The following is a 23,087-nucleotide window of genomic DNA, read 5'->3' on the forward strand; positions in this document are numbered from 1 at the left end:
CTATAACCTAATATTATTATATTTTATATAAATTAATATTTAACTCAAAATAATTAATATATTTAACAGCGAAAAACCAACCATGAAGACGCTGCTCATCGGCCGAAGAACGGCCATCTCTTGGACCTTGTGACGCTCCCCGGTCGAGTCGTGCCCGATATTCCAGGTTTGATCATTCTCGAAAAGCATTCAAGAACTCAACGAGTTCGCCGACACAGGAAGTCGTTACCTGCGCCTCGAAAAAGGCGAATCCAATGAACGGCTTCCTATGGACGCCTTCTCATGGAATCGATGCCCCTCCTTACAAAGAGATGAACGCCATATGGAAGGGTTAAAAACCTTTTTCATCGACGCTTCAGTCGATATGCCCTATGTGCACGGCTCCCACAATTCGGGCCTGGTGCTGCTCTCGATTCTGGTGTCGATCTTTTCGGCGACGATGTCATTGCAAACCGCGCAGATCGCACGCAAAGCTGAAAACGCCTGGTACCGACACGTCGCCATCAGCACTGGCGCAATCGCCTTGGGCGGCGGCATCTGGACCATGCACTTCATCGGCATGCTGTCATTCGATCTCCACACTCACGTTCACTACGCCACCGCCCCGACCCTGCTCTCCCTGCTACCCGCCTGCGTGGCGTCCTGGTTCGCCTTGCTGATGCTGACAAAGCGGGAAGTGACGCTGCCGCATCTGATCATGAGCGGTAGCCTGGTGGGTTTAGGCATCGGCACGATGCATTACATCGGGATGGCCGCGATGCAAACATCGTTGCAAATGCGCTATGACCCCCTCACCTTTGTCCTCTCTATCGTGCTGGCGATCGGCCTCGCGGTGTTTGCGTTGTGGGTCAGTTACGGGCTGCAACACACCGCGCTCAACTCAATCAGGCGATTACTGATCAGTGGCACGTTCATGGGCTCGGCGATCGCCGGCATGCACTACACCGGCATGGCCGCCGTACGCTTCATCGGTACCCCAGACAACGCCAGCACCAGCGTACTGATCAATGCAACCTTCGCCTCGTTTGCGCTTTCCACCTTCACCGTCACGGTAACCGTGCTGGTGTTTGCGCTCAATGGACTGATGCACTCACGCAAGCTGTACCAGACGATGGAGGAGAACAACCTCAAGATCGAGGAAAGCAAGTCGCGCATGCGTGCCATCCTCGATACCGCCGTCGACGGCATCATCACGATCGACAGCCATGGATTGATCCAAAGCTTCAACCACTCGGCGGAGCGGCTGTTCGGCTGGACGGCCGAGGAAGTCTTCGGCCGTAACATCAAGATGCTGATGCCCGAACCCGACCAGTCCCGGCATGACGGCTACCTCCACAATTACCAGACATCCGGCACGCCGAAGATCATCGGAATAGGTCGAGAAGTCATGGGCTTGCGCAAAGACGGTAGCCTGATGCCGATGCGCCTGGCCGTCGGCCGTGTTGATCTGCCCAACGAGCTGCTGTTCGTCGGTTTCGTGACCGACATTACCGAGCGCCATACACTGGAGGCGTCGCTGCGCGAGACCGCTGAACGGGCCGAACGCGCGGCTACGGCCAAAAGTACCTTCCTGGCCAATATGAGCCACGAAATCCGCACACCGATGAACTCCATCATCGGCTTCACCGAGCTCTTGTTGCAGGGGGATCTGACATCGATCCAGCGCAACCACCTGAACACCGTACGGCAATCATCTAGATCCCTGCTCGGGTTGATCAACGACATCCTCGACACCTCGAAGATGGAACACGGCAGCTTGACACTTGAAGCCATAGACTTCTCGCTCAAAGGCCTGGCACTGCAGATCGAGTCCTCCCTGCGACTGGGGGCACACGCCAAGCATCTGACCCTCTCCACGCACTACCCGAGCGACATGAATGAATACTTCTGCGGCGATCCGCTGCGCATCCTGCAGATACTGACCAACCTGGTCGGCAATGCCATCAAGTTCACTGAACACGGTCGCGTCGATATCTCGTTCAGCCTTGAGCACGACGGGGTGCATGTGAAGGTCAAGGACACGGGCATCGGCATGACGCCCCAGCAGGCCGAGTCGATATTTGCGCCCTTTACCCAGGCCGATGCCTCCATCAGCCGTCGTTTCGGTGGCACCGGGTTAGGCACCACGATCGCGCGCCAGTTGGTCGAGCAGATGAGCGGCCGTATTGAGGTCGAAAGCGCGCTCGGATTCGGCAGCACCTTCCACGTGCAGTTGCCCCTGCCCATCGGACAGAAACCGGCGCCCATCAAACCCGCGGCCTACCATCAGGCACTGCCGCCCCTGAAGATCCTGATCGCCGACGACGTCGCCCAAAACCTGGAGCTCCTGACACTGACACTCGGCGCTGGCGGCCACACCATCGTGATGGCTCACGATGGGGATGAAGCGGTGGATAAATTCAGGACTGAACACTTCGACCTGGTGCTGATGGACGTACACATGCCTCGCACCGATGGTTTGCAAGCCACTCGGTTGATCCGCCAGTACGAACGCACCCACTCTCGTCCTCATACCCCCGTCATTGCACTCACCGCCAGCGTGATGGCCGAGGACCGGAAAACCGCACGCCAGGCCGGGATGGACGGTTTTGCGGTAAAGCCACTGGACGCGCCACGGTTATTCGATGAGATCGCGCAGGTGCTGAACCTCGAACGTCTTCCCCCCGCCTCCCGCGAGCAGGGTCAAACCGCACCGCCCTCCCAGCAGATCGATTGGATCGCCGGCATTTCGCTCTGGGGCAGTAAAACCAGATTGGCCAAAGCGCTTGACCAGTTCCTGAGCGCAACGGCGGTCAACCATCCACTCCCGGAGGCTGCAGACCGCTCAGTTGATTGGGAGGCGACACTGCTCAGTCTCCATAGCATTCACGGCGCAGCGGGTAATCTCGCCCTACCTGCCGTGACTGAGCTGGCCAGCACACTGGAGGACATGGTCAGGACAGGATGGCGCGAGGAAGCACGACCTCAGATCGCCGAGCTGCGCATCTTGCTGGAGTCAGCCGCCAAGGAACTACAGGCCAGTGGGGCGCTCGTCGTCGATGATGAAGTACCTCAGCTTCCAATGCTGGAGCCCGAACTCCTCGCCCACATGCAGATTCTGCTGACATGCTTTGAACACAGTGAATTGAACGACGCGGTACTGGAGAGGGTTTGCACGAGCCTGGAAAGCCTGGGCGAACGCGCGCATGTCCAGGCTTTGCGGACCGCGGTTGATAGCTTTGAGCTGGACCACGCTCACACGCTGCTGCTGCAGCTCATCACCAACCATGCCACGGAACCCCAAGCATGAGCCGGCTATGAAGCGAATGACAGACCCACGCCCGACCCTGCTGCTGGTCGATGATGAAGCGATCAATCTTCAGGTTCTGCGCCACACGCTGCAGGATGACTACCGCCTACTGTTCGCCAAAGACGGGTACAAGGCCCTGGAGCTTGTACGCGCCGATCGTCCAGAGCTGATTTTACTCGACATCATGATGCCAGGCCTCTCAGGCTACGACGTCTGCGCAGCGCTCAAGCAAAATCCCTGCACGAGCGCCATCCCGGTGATCTTCGTCACCGCGCTGAGCGAGGTCGACAACGAGACACGCGGCCTGGAACTGGGCGCGGTCGATTACATAGGCAAGCCCTACCATCCCGGTATCGTCAAAGCCCGCGTGCGTACCCACTTGTCGCTGGTGCAGGCACAGGAGCTGCGCGATACACGCTTGCAGATCATCCAGCGCCTGGGCACGGCGGCCGAGTTCAAGGACAACGAGACCGGCCTGCACGTCATACGCATGAGCCACTATGCGCAGACGCTGGCCCTGGCCGCGGGCTATAGCCGCTACGCAGCGGATGATTTATTGCATGCCGCGCCAATGCACGACGTCGGCAAGATCGGTATCCCCGACGCCATCCTGCAAAAGCCAGGCAAGCTCACGGACGATGAATGGCTGATCATGCGCCAGCACACCGTGATCGGCGCCAAGATCATCGGTGATCACCCTTCAGGGCTGCTGCATACGGCGCAGATTATCGCGCTGAACCATCACGAAAAATGGGACGGCAGCGGCTACCCCAATGGACTCGCCGGTGAAGACATCCCCCATGTCGCCCGAGTGGTCGCCTTGGCCGATGTGTTCGATGCCCTCACGAGTGAGCGGCCCTATAAACGCGCCTGGTCGATTGAGGACGCGGTAGGACTCATACGCCAGCAATGCAACCAGCACTTCGACCCTGAATTGGTAGGGATATTTCTGGACTGCCTACCTGAAATCCTCAAGATACGCGAACGCTGGGCCGATGCTGAATCCTGACCGTGGACAGGCACCCGCATGGGCTCCGGCGCTGTGGCGAGCTCGGTAATCAAAATCGCCTGGCTACCGGAGCCGGGTCTGCCGCTTCGATTGGCGGCAGTTCCCAGCGGGAGATCAACGTGATCAGGCTTTTTTCCTTTTCAGTCGGGCTGCGGGTTCGACCCATTCGAAGGAAGGAGCCCCGCGCCTGCAAAACAAAAGGCCCTATCGGTACTTCCCGTGCGGTATCAGCACAAGGTGTCCAGCAGCCCTTTCAGGTAGGTGCAACCTTGAGCATCGAGCGGTTGAAGTGGAAGGCGGGGAGCGCCGACGTCAAGGCCCTGCAATTTCAAACCGCCCTTGATAGTGGTCGGCAGGCCACGACGCGTGATGTATTCCAGCATTTCATACTGGCGATAAAACAATGTCCGAGCCTCTTCCATCTGGCCGTTCTGAACAGCATCCCACAGCGCCAGGTTCAGCTTGGGAATGAGGTTGGGAGCGGCGGTACACCACCCCGTCGCACCAGCGACCAAAGCCTCCAGGGTCAATGGGTTGCAGCCGTTGTAGAAGGCCACCTTGCCATCTGTTGCCTTGAACAGACGGTGCATGCGTTGAATGTCGCCGGTGCTTTCCTTGACCATGGTGACATTTTTCACTTCGCTCAAAATGCGCAGGATCAGATCGACCGACAGGTCAGTACCGCTGGTGCCTGGGTTGTTGTAGAGCATGATCGGCAGGTTGATGGCAGCACCCACAGCCTTGTAATGATCGACGATTTCCGTATCAGTCAGCTTCCAGTAGGAGACTGGAAGCACCATCACAGCAGTGGCGCCACAAGATTCAGCCAGTTGGGCACGCTGTACGGTACGCGCAGTGGTCAGGTCTGAAACACTGACCACTGTCGGAACTCGGCCAGCAATTTTCTCTTGGCTGAAGCGGACAACCGACTCCCATTCGCTATCAGAAAGATAGGCCCCCTCCCCGGTGCTCCCCAGGGGGGCGATGGCATGCACGCCGGAAGCGATCAGCTTATCGATAGATTGCCCCAAGGCAGCCAGATCCAGTGAACCGTCGACCGCGAATGGCGTGATGGTATAGCCGATAACGCCGCGAATTACAGAAGTAGACATACAGGCACCTTTGCCGTTTCCATGAATGAGTGTCGGTACGATCAGGCCAGGCAGTCGCCATGGGCACGCAGTGCGCGCCGTGCGTAGTAGCTGAATGCGGCGCCGTGACGTTTCGCAGTGGAGATCCAGTCGTGAGCTTCTTTGCCCAATGCTTCGGGAATGGGCCGAATTTCCCCTGCGCTCATGGCCAACAATTGCATCCTGGCCGCACGTTCGAATAACAGCGCGAGCACGCAAGCTTCCTCAATCGAGCCACCCGCAATCAGCAAGCCATGGTGAGAGAGCAAGATGGCGCGCTTGTCACCGATGGCCTTGGAAATAATCTCGCCTTCTTCATTGCCCACCGGAATACCCGGCCAATCCTTGAGAAAGGCGCAGTCGTCAAACAGCGGGCAGATGTCCATATGGGAAACGGCCAGCGGCACTTCCAGCATCGACAGCGTGGCGCTGTGCAGTGGATGCGTATGAATGATGCAATTCACATCCGCGCGGGCCCTGTAGAGCCAGCTGTGAAAGCGATTGGCAGGGTTTGCCATGCCCTGGCCTTCAAGCACCTTGAGGTCCTCATCGACCACCAGCAGATTCGACCCGCAAATCTCGTCAAAACCCAGGCCCAGGCGCTGCGTATAATAGGTGCCTGGCGCTTCGGCACGGGCAGTGATCTGTCCAGCCAGCCCCGAATCATGACCGCCGTCAAAAAGAATTCGGCAGGTGAGTGCAAGCTTCTGTCTCGGGGTATATTCGTTATCGATCAGCGCGGTCACCATTTGCTTCTCTGCGAGGGTGACAAGCTGATCCTTCGGGGTGTGCATGGTCGTGGTCACGGTCAGTACCTGGTCGAAAACAGTTAAATTTGCCAAGGAGTCGCTGCAACGACTCTCAAAGGACACAGGACGATCTTAATGACACTTTGTGTCATAATCAACCCGAGTGTCATTACTTTTCAAGGAATGGCGTTGGATGGCGGTGCAGCTGAGAATTTTGCGTAAGAAGATGGGGATAACCCTGGAGCAGCTTGCCGGGCAAACCGGATTGACCAAGAGCTATCTGTCGAAGGTGGAGCGAGGTGTGAGTTCGCCCTCCATTGCGGTGGCGCTCAAACTGGCCAAGGCCTTGAATGCCCAGGCTGAAGAGTTGTTCAGCACCGAGGCGGTGCCCGCAGAAGGCTACAGCCTGGTTCGACGCCAGCAACGCGAGGCCGATGATGCCGGCGTATCGGCGGCTCATGTACCGCTGGCGCGCCATATCGGCCATCGGGCATTGCTGCCATTTCTGGTCTACCCGCCACGCTCGTTTGGCCACTCCGCCTTCAAAGAGCATCTTGGAGAGGAGTTCATCTATGTGGTTCGTGGACGCGTCGAAATTGATTTCGGCAACGAACGACAGACACTGGATGAAGGCGACGCCCTTCATTTCAATGCGCAGAAATCTCATCGCCTGCGCACCGTTTCTGATGAGCAGGCAGAGTTGTTGGTCGTCGTCCATAGCTCGGATTAGGTGCTGGGATTCGATCAGACCTGGGTGTCACGCGGCGGCGGCGCAGTTGGAAACGTTCAGCATCGACAGGTGGCGTGTTCGGTTTTATTGAGCAACATCAGTTCTACTCTGGCCGTCATGCTCTAGGCTGCTCTTGAGCCCTAGCCGTCCGCGGGGCGTTCAGGAGTTTTTATGCCAACATCCCCGGTTCAGGTCACCATCAATGGAGAACTGATCGAAACCAGCGCACTGCGTTCGATCCTGGAAGCCGTTATCGACTCGGGACAACCGCTCATCGACGCTGTCGGCTGCATGGGCCAAGGCGTCTGTGGCTCGTGCCGGGTGCTGATCCGGCGTGCCGGCGAACGTGAGGTCAGCACCGCCCTGGCCTGCGAAACCCGGGTCGAGCAGGGTTTGCAGATCAGCTTCCTCGACCATCTGCCCATGAACCGGCACCACACCTACAACCTCCATGACTGGGATGACACCTGGAACATCTCGGAGCGCATTGCCGCCACCTTTCCCGAAGCCAGTCATTGCCGGCACTGCGGCGGTTGCGACCGCGCCTGCCCCAAGGGCCTGGAGGTGCAGAAAGGCGTCAACCTGGCCGCCGTCGGGGATCTGTCGGCGAGCCAGGTATTCGACGAATGCATCATGTGCAACCTGTGCACCATTGCCTGCCCCGAACACATTTCGCCGAACCATCTGGGCCTCTACATACGCCGGATGTCAGCTTCCGTGGGCTTTCGACCGGCGGACCTGATGCAGCGCCTGAGCCAGATCAACCGCGGCGTGATGAGCGTCGACCCCAACGTGACTGTGGAATAAGGAACACGACATGCCCGGTATTCCTTATCCGCAAGCCCTGGCCCAACTACGTGCCAGCGCTTGCGAGCCCGCCTCTGAAGCATTCGATAAACAGACACTGCTGCACGCCTTCCACCCGGACTATCAGGTTGGGGCCAATACGCCGCTGCGGGTGGGCGTGAATCGCGGGGACAATTGCCCGCGCGAACTGGCAGAGCGCCTGCACAGCAACGCGCAAATTGATGACGCGGCCTTGGCCGGCGCCCCGGTGGTCAATACCGGCGTGCTGATTATCGGCGGCGGCGGTGCCGGTTGCGCGGCGGCGCTGACCGCCGTGGAACATGGTGCGCATGTCATTCTCGCGACCAAGCTGCGCTTGGGCGACAGCAATACGGTGATGGCCGAGGGCGGTATACAGGCGGCCGTCGGCGAGGATGACAGCCCGCAGATGCACTTTGAAGACACCCTGCGCGCCGGCCACCTCTGTGCCGATCGAACGCTGGCGGCGCGCCTCGCCCAGTCGGGGCCGGAGAGTATTCGTTGGCTGATCGAGCGCGGCATGCACTTCGACCTCGCCGAGGGCGGCCTGATCGGTGGCAAGCTGCTGCGCAAGAAACCCGGCGGCGCCAGCCGTGCGCGCATCCTCTCGTTCAAGGACTACACGGGTCTTGAGATGATGCGGGTGCTGCGCGAGGCGGTGGAACTGGAAGAACGGGTGAGCGTGTGGAACCGCTGCCCCCTGGTCGAGCTGCTCTCCGACGAAAGCGGCACCTGCGTGGGCGGCGTACTGTACAACCTGGAACGGCACAGCTTCATCCTCGTGCGCGCCAGCCGCGTGATACTCGCCACCGGTGGTGCCGGGCGTCTGCATCTGAATGGTTTCCCCACGTCCAACCATTATGGCGCCACCGCCGACGGCTTGATCCTGGCCTATCGTCTTGGCGCTCGCTTGCGCGAAATCGATTCCTTCCAGTATCACCCCACCGGATTGGCCTGGCCGTCGCATCGTGTCGGCGGGCTTGTTTCCGAAGCCGCGCGCTCGGCCGGCGCCTATCTGGTGAACGGCCTGGGGCAGCGTTTCATCCCCGAGCTGCAAACCCGCGATGTGGTGTCCGCCGCGATCCTCAAGGAATGCGCCGAGGGCCGTGGCGTCGAGCGTGACGGGCAATTGGGCGTCCTGCTCGATACGCCCGGGCTGGAACGCCGCCATCCGGGGATTCTCAAGGAGCGCCTGGTGAGCCTGGGGCATGTCGCGGCCCAGTGCGGTATCGATCCAGCCGTGGAGCCGCTGATTGTCCGGCCGACCCTGCATTATCAAAACGGTGGCGTGGCCATCAACGAGAACGGCGAAACCTCGGTGCACGGGCTGTACTGCGTCGGTGAAATCAGCGGCGGCATCCATGGACGCAATCGCATGATGGGCAACGCCCTGGCGGAGATCATCACTTTCGGGCGCAGGGCTGGAGAGCACGCGGCACACAACGCCGACCCCACGCCCGCGCCGAAGGTCGGCCTGTCCCACGTGTACGACTGGCAACGCCAGTTGATCGCCGCCGGCTTGCCACTGGACGTCTACGGCCCCGAGCTGTTCCCCGGGTACGGCAACTTCGACCTGCGCCAGCACAGCACCGTGCCCCACCGGGGCAAGGGTGCACTGCCGACCACTCACGCCGACTCGCTGCCTTACTGAGATGTCTGAGATGAAGACTCAACACGTATTACTCGCCCCCGCCGTACAAGTGGGCGCCGACCTCAATGCCTGGTTCACCCAGGGCGGCGGTGAAGGCTTGCGCACCGCGCTAAGGGATCCGGGCGGCATTCTCCCGACCCTGGCCGAAGCAGACCTGCGCGGCCTGGGTGGCGCCGGTTTCCCTACCCATCGCAAGTGGGCCGCCGTGGCGGAGCAACCTGCAGAGCTGGAAAAATATGTCCTGTGCAACGGCAACGAGGATGAGCCAGGCACCTTCAAGGATCGCGAGTTACTGGAGAAATCGCCGCATCAAGTGATCGAAGGCGCGCTGATTGCCGCGCTGGCCACAGGGGCCAATCACGTTTATCTCTACGTCAACCCGCACCAGCACTGCGCAGTGGCCGTTGTGCGCCAGGCCGTCGAACAATGGCGGGGCTCTACCCTCCTGGCCGAAGTCGCCCGGCAGCAGAATCGCCCAATCGACCTTGCAGTGGTGGAAAGCTCGGGCCTGTATATCGGCGGCGAGGAAACCGCGGTGATCGCCAGTGTCGAAGGTGGCTTCCCCTTCCCCCGGCAAAAACCGCCCTACCCCGCGCAAAGTGGCGTGCATGGCCAACCGACGCTGATCAACAACATCGAAACCCTGGCCCATGTTGCCCATATCCTGCGCCATGGAGCCGCCTGGTACCGGGACCTGGGCCTGGGTAACGCCTGCGGGACCAAGCTCTACTCACTCTCCGGGGACGTACTCAGGCCAGGCCTGTACGAGCTGCCGATGGGCACCTCGTTGCGCACGCTGATTTTCGAGCACGGCGGTGGCATGTTGTGCGAACGCGCCTTCAAGGCGGTATTCACCGGTGGTCCTTCCAATACCCTGCTGGGCGCGGATGACCTGGATGTGCCCTTGGACTTCGATACGCTCAAGGCCCGTGGTTCAAGCCTGGGGACCGGGGCCATGATCGTGATTTCGGAGGGCACCAGCATCGTGCGCAAGGTGGCGGAGTACGTCGACTTCTTTGCTGCGGGCTCCTGCGGCCAGTGCCCGCCTTGCAAAGCCGGGACCTATCAGCTCTCGCGGTTACTGCGGCGAATCGATACCGGCACGGGTCTGCCCGATGACCTGAAGGCACTGGAGAGTCTCTGCCATCTGCTTCCGGGCAGTGGCCGCTGTGGCCTGATCGATGGCGCAGCAACGGTGGTCCTCAGCTCCCTGAAGCAATTTCGCAACGAATACGCCGCTCAAGTCATTGCAGTGGGTTGATGACGTCCAATCCCCTTCGATCGCATTCAGCCCCCGGTATTATTAGGAACTCGATAGTGCGTAATCTCTGGACATTTCTGCTGCCACCTTGCGTAGCGCTGGTGCTCGCCCTCCTGCCGGCACCGGCCGGACTGGCCCCTCATGCCTGGTATTTTTTCGCCCTGTTCGCCGGTGTGGTCGTAGGGCTTATTTTCGAACCGCTGCCGGGCGCCGTGATTGGCCTGATCGGGGTCGCGGTCGCGGCGGTGCTGGCGCCCTGGGTGCTGTTCAGCCCGGAACAACTGGCCAGCGCCAGTTTCAAGGTACCCGCAGAGGCCTTGAAATGGGGCCTGTCGGGCTTCGCGAACAACACGGTCTGGTTGATCTTCAGCGCCTTCATGTTTGCCCTGGGCTATGAGAAGACCGGACTGGGGCGGCGTATTGCGTTGCTGCTGGTCAAGCGCATGGGCCGCAAGACCCTGACCCTGGGCTATGCCGTCATGCTCGCGGACCTGGTGCTGGCGCCCTTTACCCCGTCCAACACCGCTCGCAGTGGCGGGACCATCTACCCGGTGATTCGCAACCTGCCCGGACTCTACGACTCCAAACCGAACGACCCCAGCGCGCGGCGCATCGGTTCCTATCTGATGTGGGTAGCCATCGCCTCCACCTGTGTCACCAGCTCGCTGTTCATGACCGCCTTGGCGCCCAACCTGCTGGCATCGGCCCTGATCGAAAAAATCGCCGGCGTGCATATCTCCTGGGGCCAGTGGTTTATCGCCGCGGCACCGGTCGGCTTGCTGTTACTGGCCGTGCTGCCCTTGCTGGCGTACTGGCTGTATCCGCCGCAGATCAAGAGCAACGAAGAAGTGCCGGCCTGGGCGGCCCGCGAACTGGCCGATCTGGGCCCACTGTCAGGCCGCGAAAAGATCCTCTTGGCGTTGGTGGCGAGTGCGCTCGGACTGTGGATATTCGCGGGGGATTGGCTCGACCCGGCCCTGGTGGGCATCCTCGTCATCGTGTTGATGCTCCTGACCAATGTCATCACTTGGGATGACGCATTGGGCAACAAGGCCGCCTGGAACACCTTCGCCTGGTTCGCCACCTTGGTGGCCCTGGCCGACGGGCTGACCCGGGTGGGCTTTGTGCCGTGGTTTGGTCAATTCGTCGCGGCGCACCTGAATGGATTTTCTCCAACCGTTGCCATGCTGTTGCTGGTGGTGGTGTTTTATCTGGCCCATTACCTGTTCGCCAGCTCCACCGCCCACACCACCGCGCTACTGCCGGTGATGCTGGCGGCCGGAATGGGGGTGAGCGGCATCGATCTGCAAGCCTTCGCGCTGCTCCTGGGTACGTCCCTGGGGCTGATGGGCATCATTACGCCCTATGGCACGGGGCCGAGCCCGGTCTACTACGGCAGTGGCTATCTACCCAGTGCCGATTACTGGCGCCTGGGCTCGATCTTCGGTGGGTTGTTTCTCATTCTGCTGCTGGGCCTGGGCGCGCCCTGGATCCTTGCGTTGTCTTAGAGTCGCGGCGTCAACGACCTGAGAAAGCTTGTGACCGTTGGTTTTTTGACAGTCCTCTGCGGCGTGTAACGCTGACGCTACTCCAAAACCAAGATTGAGAAACCCAATGTAGTGCCCGGCTCAGTTGGACCACTACAGTCAACGCCCAGCGCAGCAGACACAAAAGCCCGCATAAGGCGGGCCTCTGCAAAAGGATCGTTCAATTACCGGTTAAAGCGCTCAACCAATGAGTATTGCGTGAACGCGGTCTTGGTCAGTTCTTTGTTCAGGTCCGCCGACTGATGTGCCTGTTCCGAGGTTTGATCGGCCAGATGGGCTATCGTGGTGATGGTACGACTGATTTCTTCGGCAACGGCGGTTTGCTCTTCAGTGGCCGCGGCAATCTGGCTGGTCATATCAGTGATGTGAGAGACCGCTTCGCTGATACCCACCAAGGCTTTGTCCGCCTCGAGCACCCAAGTCACCCCTTCTTCGGCCTGACGATGACCGCTCTCCATGGTCTGCACGGCGTTGTTGGACGAGGTCTGGAGTTTGGTGATCAGGGCATGGATCTGAGTGGTGGATTGCGAGGTACGCTGGGCCAGTTGGCGTACCTCATCAGCCACCACCGCGAAGCCCCGGCCCATGTCGCCGGCGCGCGCGGCTTCGATAGCGGCATTCAGTGCCAGCAGATTGGTTTGATCGGCAATACCTTTGATCACGTCAACGACGGTCCCTATTTCGTTGCTGTCCTTAGCCAACTGAGCAACCGTCACACTGGTCTCGCCGACAACGGCGGAGAGGCGCTCAATAGCCTCGCGGGTGTCTCGTGCCACATCTCGGCCACGACTGGTCAGCAGGTTGGCCTGTTGGGTGGCATCAGCCGTACGCTGGACGTGGCTGGCGACTTCCTGGGTGGTCGCGGCCATCTGATTGACTGCGGTAGACACCTGTTCGGTTTCGACGCGCTGGCGATCAAGGCCATCTGAGCTGCCAGTGGCAAGCACATCGGATTGTCTCGCCAATGCACTGAGTTGTTCGGCGGTATCTTGCAAGCGTGTTAAACAGGTCTTCAGGCGCAAAGTCTGGCTGACGAAGGCCGTTTCCAGGCGCCCTTCAGGTCCAAGTGCATCGCTGTACATCTGGGCAATCAACGAGTCGGAGGTTGAGGGCTCAGCCATCTGCAACAGGCGCAGCGTTCCTCGCCTCTGCCAGCGTGAAGAAAGCAAGCCCGTCGGCACAGCTATACCTACCGCCATAGCGATCGCCACGGGTGTGCTGAAGAACAGACCGCCCATGGCACCCGCCAACCCCATAGCCAGGTACGGCAGGCAATCCAACAGAACCGGCAGCCATGTGTCTTGACGGGGGATGGCCGGCTTTCCCTGGCTGATGCGTTTATAGAGGGATTCAGCACGGCGAATCTGATCAGCCGTCGGTTTGACTCGGACCGATTCAAAGCCCGCCACCTGGTCGCCTTCAAATATCGGCGTGACGTACGCGTTGACCCAGTAGTGGTCGCCATTTTTGGAGCGGTTTTTGACGATACCCATCCACGGGCGGCCTTGCTTGAGAGCGCCCCACATATGGGCAAACACGGCAGGCGGGACATCAGGATGACGGACAATATTTTGCGGGGCGTCAATCAGGTCAGCACGATCAAAACCACTGATCTCCACGAAGGCATCATTGCAGTAAGTAATAACGCCTCGGGCGTTGGTCGTCGAGATGAGTTTCTGCTGCGGTGCGAGTGAAATCTCACGCTGCGTAACGGGTTGATTATTTCTCATTCCTACCGCTCCTATGTCCTTAAAAGACTATCGGCAGACATCAGTAAAAATCGATGTATTTTCTTAAAATTCCTTTTAATAACAATGAGTTGCATTAATATCTCTTAATGCAAAATGGATCTAATCTTGAGCTTCCCCGTATCTTTGATTGCTTTAGAAAACAGATTTCGGAGCGAAAGGAATCTGCATGTTAAACAGTAAAAAACCTGCTTTGGGCACATCAGCCAAGCCTCCAACGCTAATGGCCACGGTGTCAGGTTAGCTGGTAATGGCGAGTTATCACTTTTTAAGAAGCCCCGCCACTGCTGCGGCCGCGGTAGGGATGACAGTTAGCTGCCCCATCGCACAGAAAGTGGCCTGCGACGTAATGGATATTGAGTCCATGACTTGAAGGTATGAGGTTTTTTGAAAGGCCATTTCACACTGTTTGAATACGCGCGTGGCTCACGCCGCCTAGCGGGCCCGACTAAAAAACAACGCCGCCTCAATGCCGATAGCATGGGTTGAAGCGATGCCCAGATCAAAATCGACGATGAAAGATGGTGGCATAAAAACACTCGCCCCCTCGTTTGGCATTGTTAATCATAAAGATAACAGACCGTTCGATTTAACGTGGTTTATAACGAATTTTAGACCCAGTAGAGTGATTCGCATATCGCCCACAAGCACGAATCACACAGGGAAGCACTCATGAATCCACACGCCACTCCGGTTAAAACAGCCATCGTCTACCACTCGGGCTATGGCCATACCACACGTATGGCAATCGCTATCGCTGAAGGCAGCGGCCCCGACGCTGTGCTCGTTGCAATCGACGCCGAGGGGAATATTGCCGAGGATGCCTGGCAAATTCTCGCTGGCGCCGACGCGATCCTGTTTGGTTCGCCTACCTACATGGGAGGCCCTAGCTGGCAGTTCAAGAGATTCGCGGACGCCTCCTCGAAAATCTGGTTTGAGGGCGGATGGCAAAACAAGATCTTTGGCGGCTTCACCAACAGCGCCAGCATCAACGGCGACAAGCTCAATACCCTTGAATACTTCTTCCTGCTCGCCGGGCAGCACGCCGGCATCTGGGTGGGCATGGATATCAAGCCGGCGAACGTCAAGGCGTCGAAGCGCGATGACCTGAATCGTATGGGCTCCTATATCGCGCCGATGGCGCAGACACCCGCCGATGCATCCCCTGAAGAGATGTCGTCAGGTGACCTGGAGACCGCACGTCTCTATGGTGTGCGTGTCGCTTTGATTGCCGGATATTTGCGATCCGGAAAATCTCAGAGCGCCTGAAATCTCAGCACCCTCCGGTTGGGGACGGACGAAAAAGTTCGTCTCGCTATTCCAGATACGGCGTCAGCACCTCTTCGACCCATTTCATGAATACGCGGACCCGGCGCGACAGATTGTTCCGATGTGCTACGACGAGGGACACGGCGAGCGCCCGGCGACGCAAATCGGGGAGGATCTCTACAAGCGCGCCACTCTCCAGGTATCGACCAATCCCCAGGAGTGGCGCCTGAATCAGGCCCAGACCGGCGAGGGCAGCCGCTTCGTAGGTCTGCGCGCTGTTGACGTGTAGCGCGCCTGGCAGCTGAAGCGTCGCGTAGCTGTCGCCGTCCGGATATTCCCATCCATAGGGTCTTGCACCCAACATCGTCGAAAAATGAATGATCTGATGTCCCTGGCGCTGGAGATCGTCCAGCGTTCGAGGGACGCCATAGCGCGCCAGATAGGCAGGGCTCGCTGCGTTGACCATGCGCAACTGGCCCAGTGGGCGGGCAATCAGCGTCTCGTCCCCTATGGGGCCAAGCCGCAATACACAGTCGAACCCTTCTTGAACCAGATCGACTTGCCGATCCGTACTCGACACCTCCAACTGCAACTCGGGATAAGCCGCCATGAAGGCCGGCAAGGCCGGTACGATAGTCGCGCGCGCCACCTCGGTCGGAAAATCGACCCGTAAACGCCCGCGAAGTGTCACGCGATCATCTGCGAACATCGAGTGCAGGTCATCGACTTCAGCAAGCAGGTCGCGGGCACGGGCATGAAATGCGCGTCCATCCTCCGTCAACTGCACGCTGCGCGTCGTCCGGTGCAGGAGCCTGACACCCACCTCCTCTTCCAGCCTCCGGACCGCCGTTGAGGCCCTGCCCTTTTGGATGCCCAGGCTATCGGCAGCACGGGTGAAGCTGCCCATTTCCGCCACCGTTATGAATATGAGGATGGGGTCGAGATTCTGCATTTTCGTGCCTCGCATTGTTCACCACAGAGAGAACAGTACGTTCACTTTGTCAGTGCTTATAACATCCCGGAGACACAGTAAGCTTCGAAACTGAATAATCCCAGCGGAGAATGACAAGTGTCCGAAGCTATGAAGCTGCGTCAGCGGCCTGAAACCATGACCTCGCATCGCGTCCTGTGGGCCGGTCGGATAATGAGCGCGTTGGTCGTTCTCGCCCTGGTGACAGACGGCACCCTTCAGCTGTTCGCGCCGGCGCAGATGGCGAGCATGCTGCAGGAAACCGGGTTCGCGATGGACCTGACCCATGTGATGGGTCCGATCATACTCATCTGCGCCATCCTTTACGCCCTCCCGGCCACCGCCGTCCTCGGCGCGATCCTGGTGACCGGCTTTTTGGGAGGGGCCATCTGCGCCCATGTTCGCATTGGTGAACTGGGGTCGCCGCCGGAAATCATTTCCCTGCTTCTGGGCGCGATGACATGGACCGGCCTCTACGCGCGCGATCCCCGAATCCGGGCCATTCTGCCGCTCAACCGAATCAAGATCGCGCCGAGGCGCTGACCTACTCACTGGCGCTCACGCCACTGGCCTGGGACAAAGCAGTGCGGAGCAATCAGCACCGATGTGATTCAACCTATGAAAGTCGGCTGCTGGAGATGCTGTCGGGCTGTTTTATGTCCGCAGAAAACGCTCATGACGGAGATGGATCGGCATGCCGAGTCATTCCAGAAGCGAAACCAGGCGAGGCTCGATGGAGGTTTCGAGCACCTCATGCCTGCCGATGTCGCCGGCATGAATGATTCTTTCGCAGCCCTTCAGAGCGGCAAGGGCCTCGGGACGGAGAAAGCCGTGAGTATCGGAAATCACTCCAACTTTCATGCAGCGCACCGCAACGGACTAGAGGTGGATAGCCAGTGTACCCACAAGTACCTCGGGCGTTTATGGGATAGCTGACCCGTGCTACGACTCGACAATCGAGTGGCAGTACCGCTGCTTACCGGGATCGAGGGCAGTTTGCCCTTGAGGGCTGGCTCGAGATCCCTTACTGGTCAAGCCAGATGACACGTCAGGACTTCGTGCGAGCGACGAGCGACGTGCCGCACCGACATCAACACGCGTGGCCAGTACCTGGTTGAGCTGGCGCAATTACCCTGAAGTCAGTCCGGCGTTCATGCCCATGCGCAGATGAACCGGCAGTCGCTGTCAACACCCGGTAAAGTGGGAAGCATGCCCACGGCGACCAACTCACACCTCGGGGAATCAGTTGACCGCGTTGAAGCGCCGATTAAATGCAATCACCTCATCATGTGAAGGTTTTTTGGCGAAGAGTACAGGGAGCTGTGTATTGAACGCCTCCCGCTTCTGCGCTGCCGCGCCCTTGACTGCGGCACTCAACGCCGGACGCATCTGATCCGCGGTGTAATCGCAGCAGTATGCTGGAGTGCACGGCTGTTGACGCCACGAGTCTTCGAGGCTGCCACTGTCGACCGGCTCAAATCCAACTTCATCGACGAGCTGCATCACGAGACGTTTATGGCCTGCATCATCGCCAGCAACGGCGACTCCCAGACGGCCCTCTCCACCTTTGGGCTTACCCAGATTCTCTAGCGAATAAGCCAGGATATTGTTGAAGGCCTTGATCACCGGTCGACCGAGCTGCTCGCTAACCCACACACTCTCCGTTTGACCATCTTCCAAAGCCGGGATGCGCTCATCTCTCAAACCTGGGTAATAGTTACTGGTGTCGACTACAGGAACCGAGGCTGGTAGCGCAGCCAGCAGGTTCTTTGGGAGAGCCGCCATGGCTGGCTGGGGAATGGAAAGAATCACAGCATTGGCGTCGTTGAAGACATCTTTGAGGTCAGAAGGAACGGCGCCGGCCTCTTTGGCAAAGGTGCTCACCGCCTCCTTTCCCCGAGAGTTGGCTACACGAACCTCGTGGCCAGCCGTGACTAACCGACGGGCAAGAGTTCCGCCAATAGATCCGATACCAACGATCGCGATTTTCATAATGCCTCCCAGGATTCAAAGTCCGGATACGGTATTATCAATGCTGCAACATTCGCAAGAACCGACGTTTTTGTCTGTAACCCACCAAAAGGTAAGTATCAATGGCGCGCGAATGGGAATGTGAGAACCCTTTAAGGCGGCAAGCTTGGTCTGCCGCCATCAACGCTACGCTTCGTGTTTTGGAGGGCAAGTGGAAGATCGTCATCATCAATGAGCTGATGGCCGCAAAAGGTCGGCCGCTTAGGTTCTCCGAATTGGAAAAGCTGATTCCCGATGTCACGCAGAAGATGCTTATCCAGCAGTTGAAAGGACTCCAGCAAGACGACATTGTTCAGCGCACCCTGTACCCAGAAGTACCTCCGAGGGTGGAGTACGCGTTGACAGCGCTTGGTCATGCGCTCGGCCCTGCTATGACAGCGCTTATCGACTGGGCCGAGCTCCGTCACCAGCACGAAGCCAAGCGCCTTCAAGCGGGAGCTCTATAGCGCCAAGAAGATTTCGGACCAGCTAATTCGGCCTGTGGACTTCCCCGAGCTCAGCCTGCCCGCCTGATCGCCGGCGTTTTCTCAGTCACCCAGGAGAGGCGTTCGGAACGGTCGACTTGTGACCATATATCTTATCGGTCACAAGTTGTCAGTCCGCTATAGGGTGAGTAAGCTGTTCTCATGAATCAGCCATCGATATCTTCGCCCAGCGCCCGTGGCCCAGCCGATCACGACATTCGCAACCAAATTGTCGCGGCGGCCAACGAGCATTTCAGTCAGTACGGCTACGGCAAAACCACGGTTTCCGACCTGGCTAAAGCCATCGGCTTTTCCAAGGCCTATATCTACAAATTTTTTGATTCCAAGCAGGCGATCGGCGAAGCCATCTGTACAAATTGTTTGGCAGAAATCGTTGCGACTGTTGAACAGGCCATCAATGTAGAGACCCTTTCAGCAACAGAGCGCTTTCGACGGCTGGTCAAAACGGTGATCGCCACAGGTGTGAACCTGTTCTTTAATGATCGGAAACTCTATGACATTGCGGCGTTTTCTGTATCGGAGCGTTGGCCCAGTTCGCAAGTTTATGATGCACAGATCAAGCAATTTATTTTGCAGATTGTGCGTGAAGGGCGAGAGGTCGGTGAGTTTGAGCGCAAGACCCCCTTGGACGAGACAGTAGAAGCTATACATCTTGCCCTGCGGCCATTCGTCAATCCTCTACTGCTGCAGTACAACCTCGATTTTGTCGAAGAGGCACCCACGCTCACCTCCAATCTCATCTTGCGCAGCCTCATGCCTTGATCTTCGGCTAAGGCTCGACTACCTGCCGGTCTGAGCGAGACATCACCCAATCGGTCTTTCACTTTGCCCTTCCTCCAACCGTCGAAGGGCTTTTATTTACCCATGATGTGACCATTGACTAAAATGGTCACATGAATAAATATGACCCTCCGTTGCTTCTGCTGTTTTATCTCGGTGATAACCATAGAGTTCCAATAATGAAAAAAATATTGCTCATGAGCCCACTTGGGCTCGCCATTGTGCTCGCCTCTTCCAATGTGTTTGCGAGCGGCTTCGCTCTCAATGAACAGAGCATCAGCGGGATGGGCTCTGGATTTGCCGGCCGTTCCTCCTCTGCTGAAGATGCGAGCACGGTCTTCGGTAATCCGGCGGGCATGTCACGCTTGAAAAGAGAACAAATCAGCGTAGGGGCCGCGACGCTTTTCGCGAAGTCCGAGATAAGCCAGACCCGCAGTACATTCGGAGGCCAGGAAGACGGCGACATGGTGCCCACGACTACGGTGCCTATGGGTTACTACGTCAAACCTATTGATGAGCACTGGGCGTTCGGCGTTGGGTTTTATGTGCCTTTCGGCCTGATTACCGATTATGGCAGCGGCTTTGCGGGGCGTTACTACGCGAACAAAAGCGAGATCACGACACTTACGTTCCAGCCCACCATCAGCTATGCCTTCAACGACAAAGTTTCGATCGGGTTCGGTCCCACCATCAATCGTATCAGCGGCGAGTTGTCCGGGATGGTGCCCAATCCGCTCAGCCCTGGTCGCAATGACGGAAAACTCAAGAGTACCGGTGACGATACAGCCCTCGGTTTCAACGCCGGCATTCTGGTGCAGGCTACAGATCGAACTCGCCTCGGATTGACCTACCACTCCAAGGTCAGTTACCACCTGGATGCCAAGACCAAGGTCACCGACGGCATCTTTAGCTTGTTGGGGGTTAGTGGCCAGAGCTATGACGCTTCGCTGGATGTGGATACGCCGGAGTCTGTGGACTTCTCGATCACTCATCAGCTCAGTAATGACTGGACTCTATACCTGGGGAGCACTTGGACCCGCTGGAGTCGCTTCAAGGAATTAACCATCGAGAACAAGGGGTTACCACCTTCATTGAGCGGCTCGCTGGGCACTGTTACCGAAGAACAGAACTGGCATGATACCTGGGCTCACGCTATCGGTACGGCGTACAAACTGAACGAGCACTGGGTACTTCGTGCAGGCTTGTCAGTCGACCAGTCGCCCACCAACAACACCAATCGTGGACCCCGTATTCCAACGGGCGACCGAAGGGTTATCAGCTTCGGTGCCGGCTGGACTCCGGTGGACAATGTCACGATCGATATTGCTTATTCCTATCTGTGGGAAGAGAGCGTGCAGGTCAACGATACCTCCGCGACCCGGGGCGCATACAGTGCCAAGTACAAGAACAGCGCGAGCGGACTCGGCACTTCCGTTAGCTATCGTTTCTAACATAGAGCGTCGTTCTACGATAATTGTCCGGCCGGGAGTTATCTCCCGCCCGTTTAAAGTTCATTGCCCTCGGGGGGGCAGCCGCTTGGTCGCCACTCGCACGCCCATAACGAGCGACATAAGCCCCTGATGAAATCGACGTGGCGTGGCCCAAGTCAAGACGGTGATAGCCTTGTTGCCAAAACCTGGCACGACACTCATACGTCCGGTTTGCAGCGCACGGATCTACTTGCTCAACGATGACCTCAACGCCGAAACGTTCGCGCAACTCCGCTGATAGCGCTTCGAGCCTGCTCAGCCGGCGTGCCACCAAGACGAGTGATTTCCCTTGTGCTGCGTATTGCCGCGCTTGAGGCTCCGGTGATGAGAACCCAGGAATTCTCGCTCGTTTTCATATCGCTGTTCTCTGGTTGGTTGAGCAGTTTCGGCAGTTGACCGCAGCGCAATCAGAGCGACCGGGATCAATGGGCGCCAGTCGACCAAGCGACGCCCGCTCTGGATTTGGTAGTAGCGTGCGCGCATAAAGCACCACGTCGCCTGATTAAGTCATCGAGTCGCCACGGACCTGGCGTCGGGAGGTTGCCAGCCCCCACCTAGCGCCTTGAATGCCGCGACCGCGGCCCGCGCCGATTCCGTTCGCGCCTGCGCTCGCGCATCGGAAGCCCGCAGCATCGTTTCGTCGGCGTACAAGACATCGATCAGGCTGGCCGTGCCTTTCTCGTAGGCAATGAACGACGATTGGCGAGCCTGTGTCAGAGATGCCTCGCCCCCCGTCAGAGTGGTTGCCTGAACTTCCCGATTCACCAGGGCGGAGAAGGCATTCTCAACATCCTCGGTAGCGCGTAATACGGACTGGCGGTAAACGGCCAGGGCTTCGGCTTCCTGCCCCTTGGCTTGATCGATTTGAGCGTTTATGCGGCCAAAGTCGAAAAGCCTCCAGCGCAGCCCCAGTACACCCGCCGACTGATTGGCGCCGCCGGTGAAAAGGTTGCCGCCGGATACGGCCGTGGCGCTACCCAGCAATGCGCTAAGGGAGAGTTTCGGGTAGTACTCGGCAATCGCCACCCCGATGTGTGCATTGGAGGCCGCCAGGCGGCGCTCAGCCACGATGAGATCCGGCCTACGGCGCAGCAGATCGGCCGGCGTTCCCGTGGCCTTTATCTGCGGTGCAAGAGGAATGCTCCCTGCATTTTCCAGTTGCGTGCGATGAGTACCTGGCGGTGTACCGAGCATTACATCCAGTGCATTCATGGCAGCATCCAGACTAGTCTGCAGCTCCGGCACTGTCGCTTGGACCTGCGACAGCGCGCCCTCAGTCTGGTGAACCTGATAGTGGGCAGCGAGGCCCTTGCCGTAGAGCAAGCGGACTTTCTCTAACAGTTCCTGCTGCGTTTTGACTTGTCGGTTGGCAATGTCCAGCCGGGCCTGCAATCCGCGGAGAGTGATGTAGATATCGGCGGTTTGCGCAGCGATGGCCAGTCGTGTGGCAGCGGCGCCCGCCTCAGAAGCCTGGTACTCGGCGAATGCGGCTTCGCGCCCGCGTCGCAGGCCGCCAAAGACGTCAAGCTCCCAGCCAGCACCAAGGTTAACCTCGTAGGAGCTTCCATACCGATCATAGCCAGGTGTTGAGTTCAATACCTGGCCGAGCGGGGTCTCGACTGACTGGTAGGAACGCGCGGCCTGACCACTGATGTTCCCCGAGGGCAGTAAGGCAGCATTTGCGGCCCCCAATCCTGCCCGCGCCTGCGTGACTCGCGCCGACGCCTGCGCCAGATCCAGGTTCTGTTCAAGAGCCTTGGAGACAAAGTCGGTCAGCACTGGATCACCAAAACCTTCCCACCACGCCACAAGACTGGCCGGTGTCGCGACAGGCCTCTGCTCGACAGCAGGCTGACCCTGATAACGATCCGAAAGAGGAGCGTCCGGACGTTGATAGTCCGGACCGACCGCGCAGCCTGCCATCAAGCTGGCGCTCACCAAAAGAGCAATGGGACGGAGGGGCGGCATTGAGGTTCCTTCAATCGAGGACATTTGTGACCATATTACTCAATGGTCACACACTGTCAATAAACGCCGTTTGATCAGGCCACAACGACCGCTAATGAATAATGAGAAAACCTGCGTGGTCACGGGGAACCTGAACATCCAATAGAATGTGACCA

Annotated in this window: 18 protein-coding genes and 1 pseudogene; 12 read left to right on the forward strand and 7 right to left on the reverse strand. The window is 58.5% G+C overall.

The genetic code is table 11. The features are described 5' to 3' along the window. Positions 1-322 precede the first annotated feature (322 nt). Positions 323-3,289, forward strand: a complete 2,967-nt coding sequence (locus M5B96_RS22875) for an MHYT domain-containing protein (protein ID WP_248799275.1) — start codon at positions 323-325, stop codon at positions 3,287-3,289. A gap of 7 nt (positions 3,290-3,296) precedes the next feature. Beyond that, positions 3,297-4,298, forward strand: coding sequence for an HD domain-containing phosphohydrolase (locus tag M5B96_RS22880; RefSeq protein WP_412548641.1), 1,002 nt, complete (start codon positions 3,297-3,299; stop codon positions 4,296-4,298). Between the two features lie 227 nt (positions 4,299-4,525). Here M5B96_RS22880 and M5B96_RS22885 read toward each other — a convergent pair whose 3' ends face one another. Both M5B96_RS22885 and M5B96_RS22890 read right to left on the reverse strand, forming a co-directional pair. Then, positions 4,526-5,410: a dihydrodipicolinate synthase family protein gene (locus M5B96_RS22885; RefSeq protein ID WP_248799276.1), complete on the reverse strand. Its 885-nt coding sequence runs from the start codon at positions 5,408-5,410 to the stop codon at positions 4,526-4,528. 41 nt (positions 5,411-5,451) lie between these two features. After that, the gene (locus M5B96_RS22890; protein ID WP_248799277.1) at positions 5,452-6,234 is read right to left on the reverse strand and encodes an aldolase; all 783 of its coding nucleotides are present in this window, start codon (positions 6,232-6,234) and stop codon (positions 5,452-5,454) included. 136 nt (positions 6,235-6,370) lie between these two features. On the opposite strand from M5B96_RS22890, the gene M5B96_RS22895 reads away from it, so the two are divergent. The 5 genes from M5B96_RS22895 (at position 6,371) to M5B96_RS22915 (ending at position 12,152) form a co-directional block, all read left to right on the forward strand. Further along, complete coding sequence (locus M5B96_RS22895) at positions 6,371-6,907, forward strand: helix-turn-helix domain-containing protein (protein WP_248799278.1); 537 nt, start codon at positions 6,371-6,373, stop codon at positions 6,905-6,907. Between the two features lie 171 nt (positions 6,908-7,078). Beyond that, positions 7,079-7,714, forward strand: coding sequence for a 4Fe-4S dicluster domain-containing protein (locus tag M5B96_RS22900; protein WP_248799279.1), 636 nt, complete (start codon positions 7,079-7,081; stop codon positions 7,712-7,714). 10 nt (positions 7,715-7,724) lie between these two features. After that, the gene (locus tag M5B96_RS22905; protein WP_248799280.1) at positions 7,725-9,383 is read left to right on the forward strand and encodes an FAD-binding protein; all 1,659 of its coding nucleotides are present in this window, start codon (positions 7,725-7,727) and stop codon (positions 9,381-9,383) included. A gap of 10 nt (positions 9,384-9,393) precedes the next feature. Then, the gene (locus M5B96_RS22910) at positions 9,394-10,644 is read left to right on the forward strand and encodes an NADH-quinone oxidoreductase subunit F (RefSeq protein WP_248799281.1); all 1,251 of its coding nucleotides are present in this window, start codon (positions 9,394-9,396) and stop codon (positions 10,642-10,644) included. A 56-nt stretch (positions 10,645-10,700) separates the two neighbouring features. Next, positions 10,701-12,152, forward strand: a complete 1,452-nt coding sequence (locus M5B96_RS22915; protein WP_318654858.1) for an anion permease — start codon at positions 10,701-10,703, stop codon at positions 12,150-12,152. A gap of 203 nt (positions 12,153-12,355) precedes the next feature. On the opposite strand, the gene M5B96_RS22920 is transcribed toward M5B96_RS22915, so the two are convergent. After that, positions 12,356-13,921: a methyl-accepting chemotaxis protein gene (locus M5B96_RS22920; RefSeq protein WP_248799283.1), complete on the reverse strand. Its 1,566-nt coding sequence runs from the start codon at positions 13,919-13,921 to the stop codon at positions 12,356-12,358. 690 nt (positions 13,922-14,611) lie between these two features. Here M5B96_RS22920 and M5B96_RS22925 point away from each other — a divergent pair. Beyond that, on the forward strand, positions 14,612-15,208 hold the full coding sequence (locus M5B96_RS22925) for a flavodoxin family protein (protein WP_248799284.1): 597 nt from the start codon (positions 14,612-14,614) through the stop codon (positions 15,206-15,208). A gap of 46 nt (positions 15,209-15,254) precedes the next feature. Here the strand turns inward: M5B96_RS22925 and M5B96_RS22930 are convergent, their stop codons facing one another. Continuing rightward, a complete protein-coding gene (locus M5B96_RS22930; RefSeq protein ID WP_248799285.1) occupies positions 15,255-16,160 on the reverse strand; it encodes a LysR family transcriptional regulator in 906 nt (301 codons plus the stop codon). Positions 16,161-16,289: 129 nt separating this feature from the next. Here M5B96_RS22930 and M5B96_RS22935 point away from each other — a divergent pair, with 129 nt between their 5' ends. Beyond that, positions 16,290-16,721 (forward strand): DoxX family protein, encoded by a 432-nt coding sequence (locus M5B96_RS22935; protein WP_248799286.1) that lies wholly within the window; start codon positions 16,290-16,292, stop codon positions 16,719-16,721. Between the two features lie 198 nt (positions 16,722-16,919). Here the strand turns inward: M5B96_RS22935 and M5B96_RS22940 are convergent. Further along, positions 16,920-17,039: pseudogene (locus M5B96_RS22940) on the reverse strand (metallophosphoesterase family protein); the annotation flags it as partial. Between the two features lie 381 nt (positions 17,040-17,420). Then, a complete protein-coding gene (locus tag M5B96_RS22945; protein ID WP_248799287.1) occupies positions 17,421-18,170 on the reverse strand; it encodes an NADPH-dependent F420 reductase in 750 nt (249 codons plus the stop codon). Between the two features lie 101 nt (positions 18,171-18,271). Here M5B96_RS22945 and M5B96_RS22950 point away from each other — a divergent pair, with 101 nt between their 5' ends. From M5B96_RS22950 to M5B96_RS22960, 3 genes are all read left to right on the forward strand, one after another. Next, positions 18,272-18,655, forward strand: coding sequence for a winged helix-turn-helix transcriptional regulator (locus M5B96_RS22950; protein WP_248799288.1), 384 nt, complete (start codon positions 18,272-18,274; stop codon positions 18,653-18,655). A 180-nt stretch (positions 18,656-18,835) separates the two neighbouring features. After that, positions 18,836-19,456 carry a TetR/AcrR family transcriptional regulator gene (locus M5B96_RS22955; RefSeq protein WP_248799289.1) on the forward strand — a complete coding sequence of 207 codons (621 nt, stop codon included), beginning with the start codon at positions 18,836-18,838 and terminating at the stop codon, positions 19,454-19,456. A 197-nt stretch (positions 19,457-19,653) separates the two neighbouring features. After that, positions 19,654-20,925 (forward strand): OmpP1/FadL family transporter, encoded by a 1,272-nt coding sequence (locus M5B96_RS22960; protein WP_248799290.1) that lies wholly within the window; start codon positions 19,654-19,656, stop codon positions 20,923-20,925. A gap of 546 nt (positions 20,926-21,471) precedes the next feature. Here M5B96_RS22960 and M5B96_RS22965 read toward each other — a convergent pair. Then, positions 21,472-22,932 carry an efflux transporter outer membrane subunit gene (locus M5B96_RS22965; RefSeq protein WP_248799291.1) on the reverse strand — a complete coding sequence of 487 codons (1,461 nt, stop codon included), beginning with the start codon at positions 22,930-22,932 and terminating at the stop codon, positions 21,472-21,474. Positions 22,933-23,087 lie beyond the last annotated feature (155 nt).

The sequence above is a fragment of the Pseudomonas sp. MWU13-2105 genome (assembly GCF_023242315.1).
In the GTDB taxonomy this organism is placed as follows: domain Bacteria; phylum Pseudomonadota; class Gammaproteobacteria; order Pseudomonadales; family Pseudomonadaceae; genus Aquipseudomonas.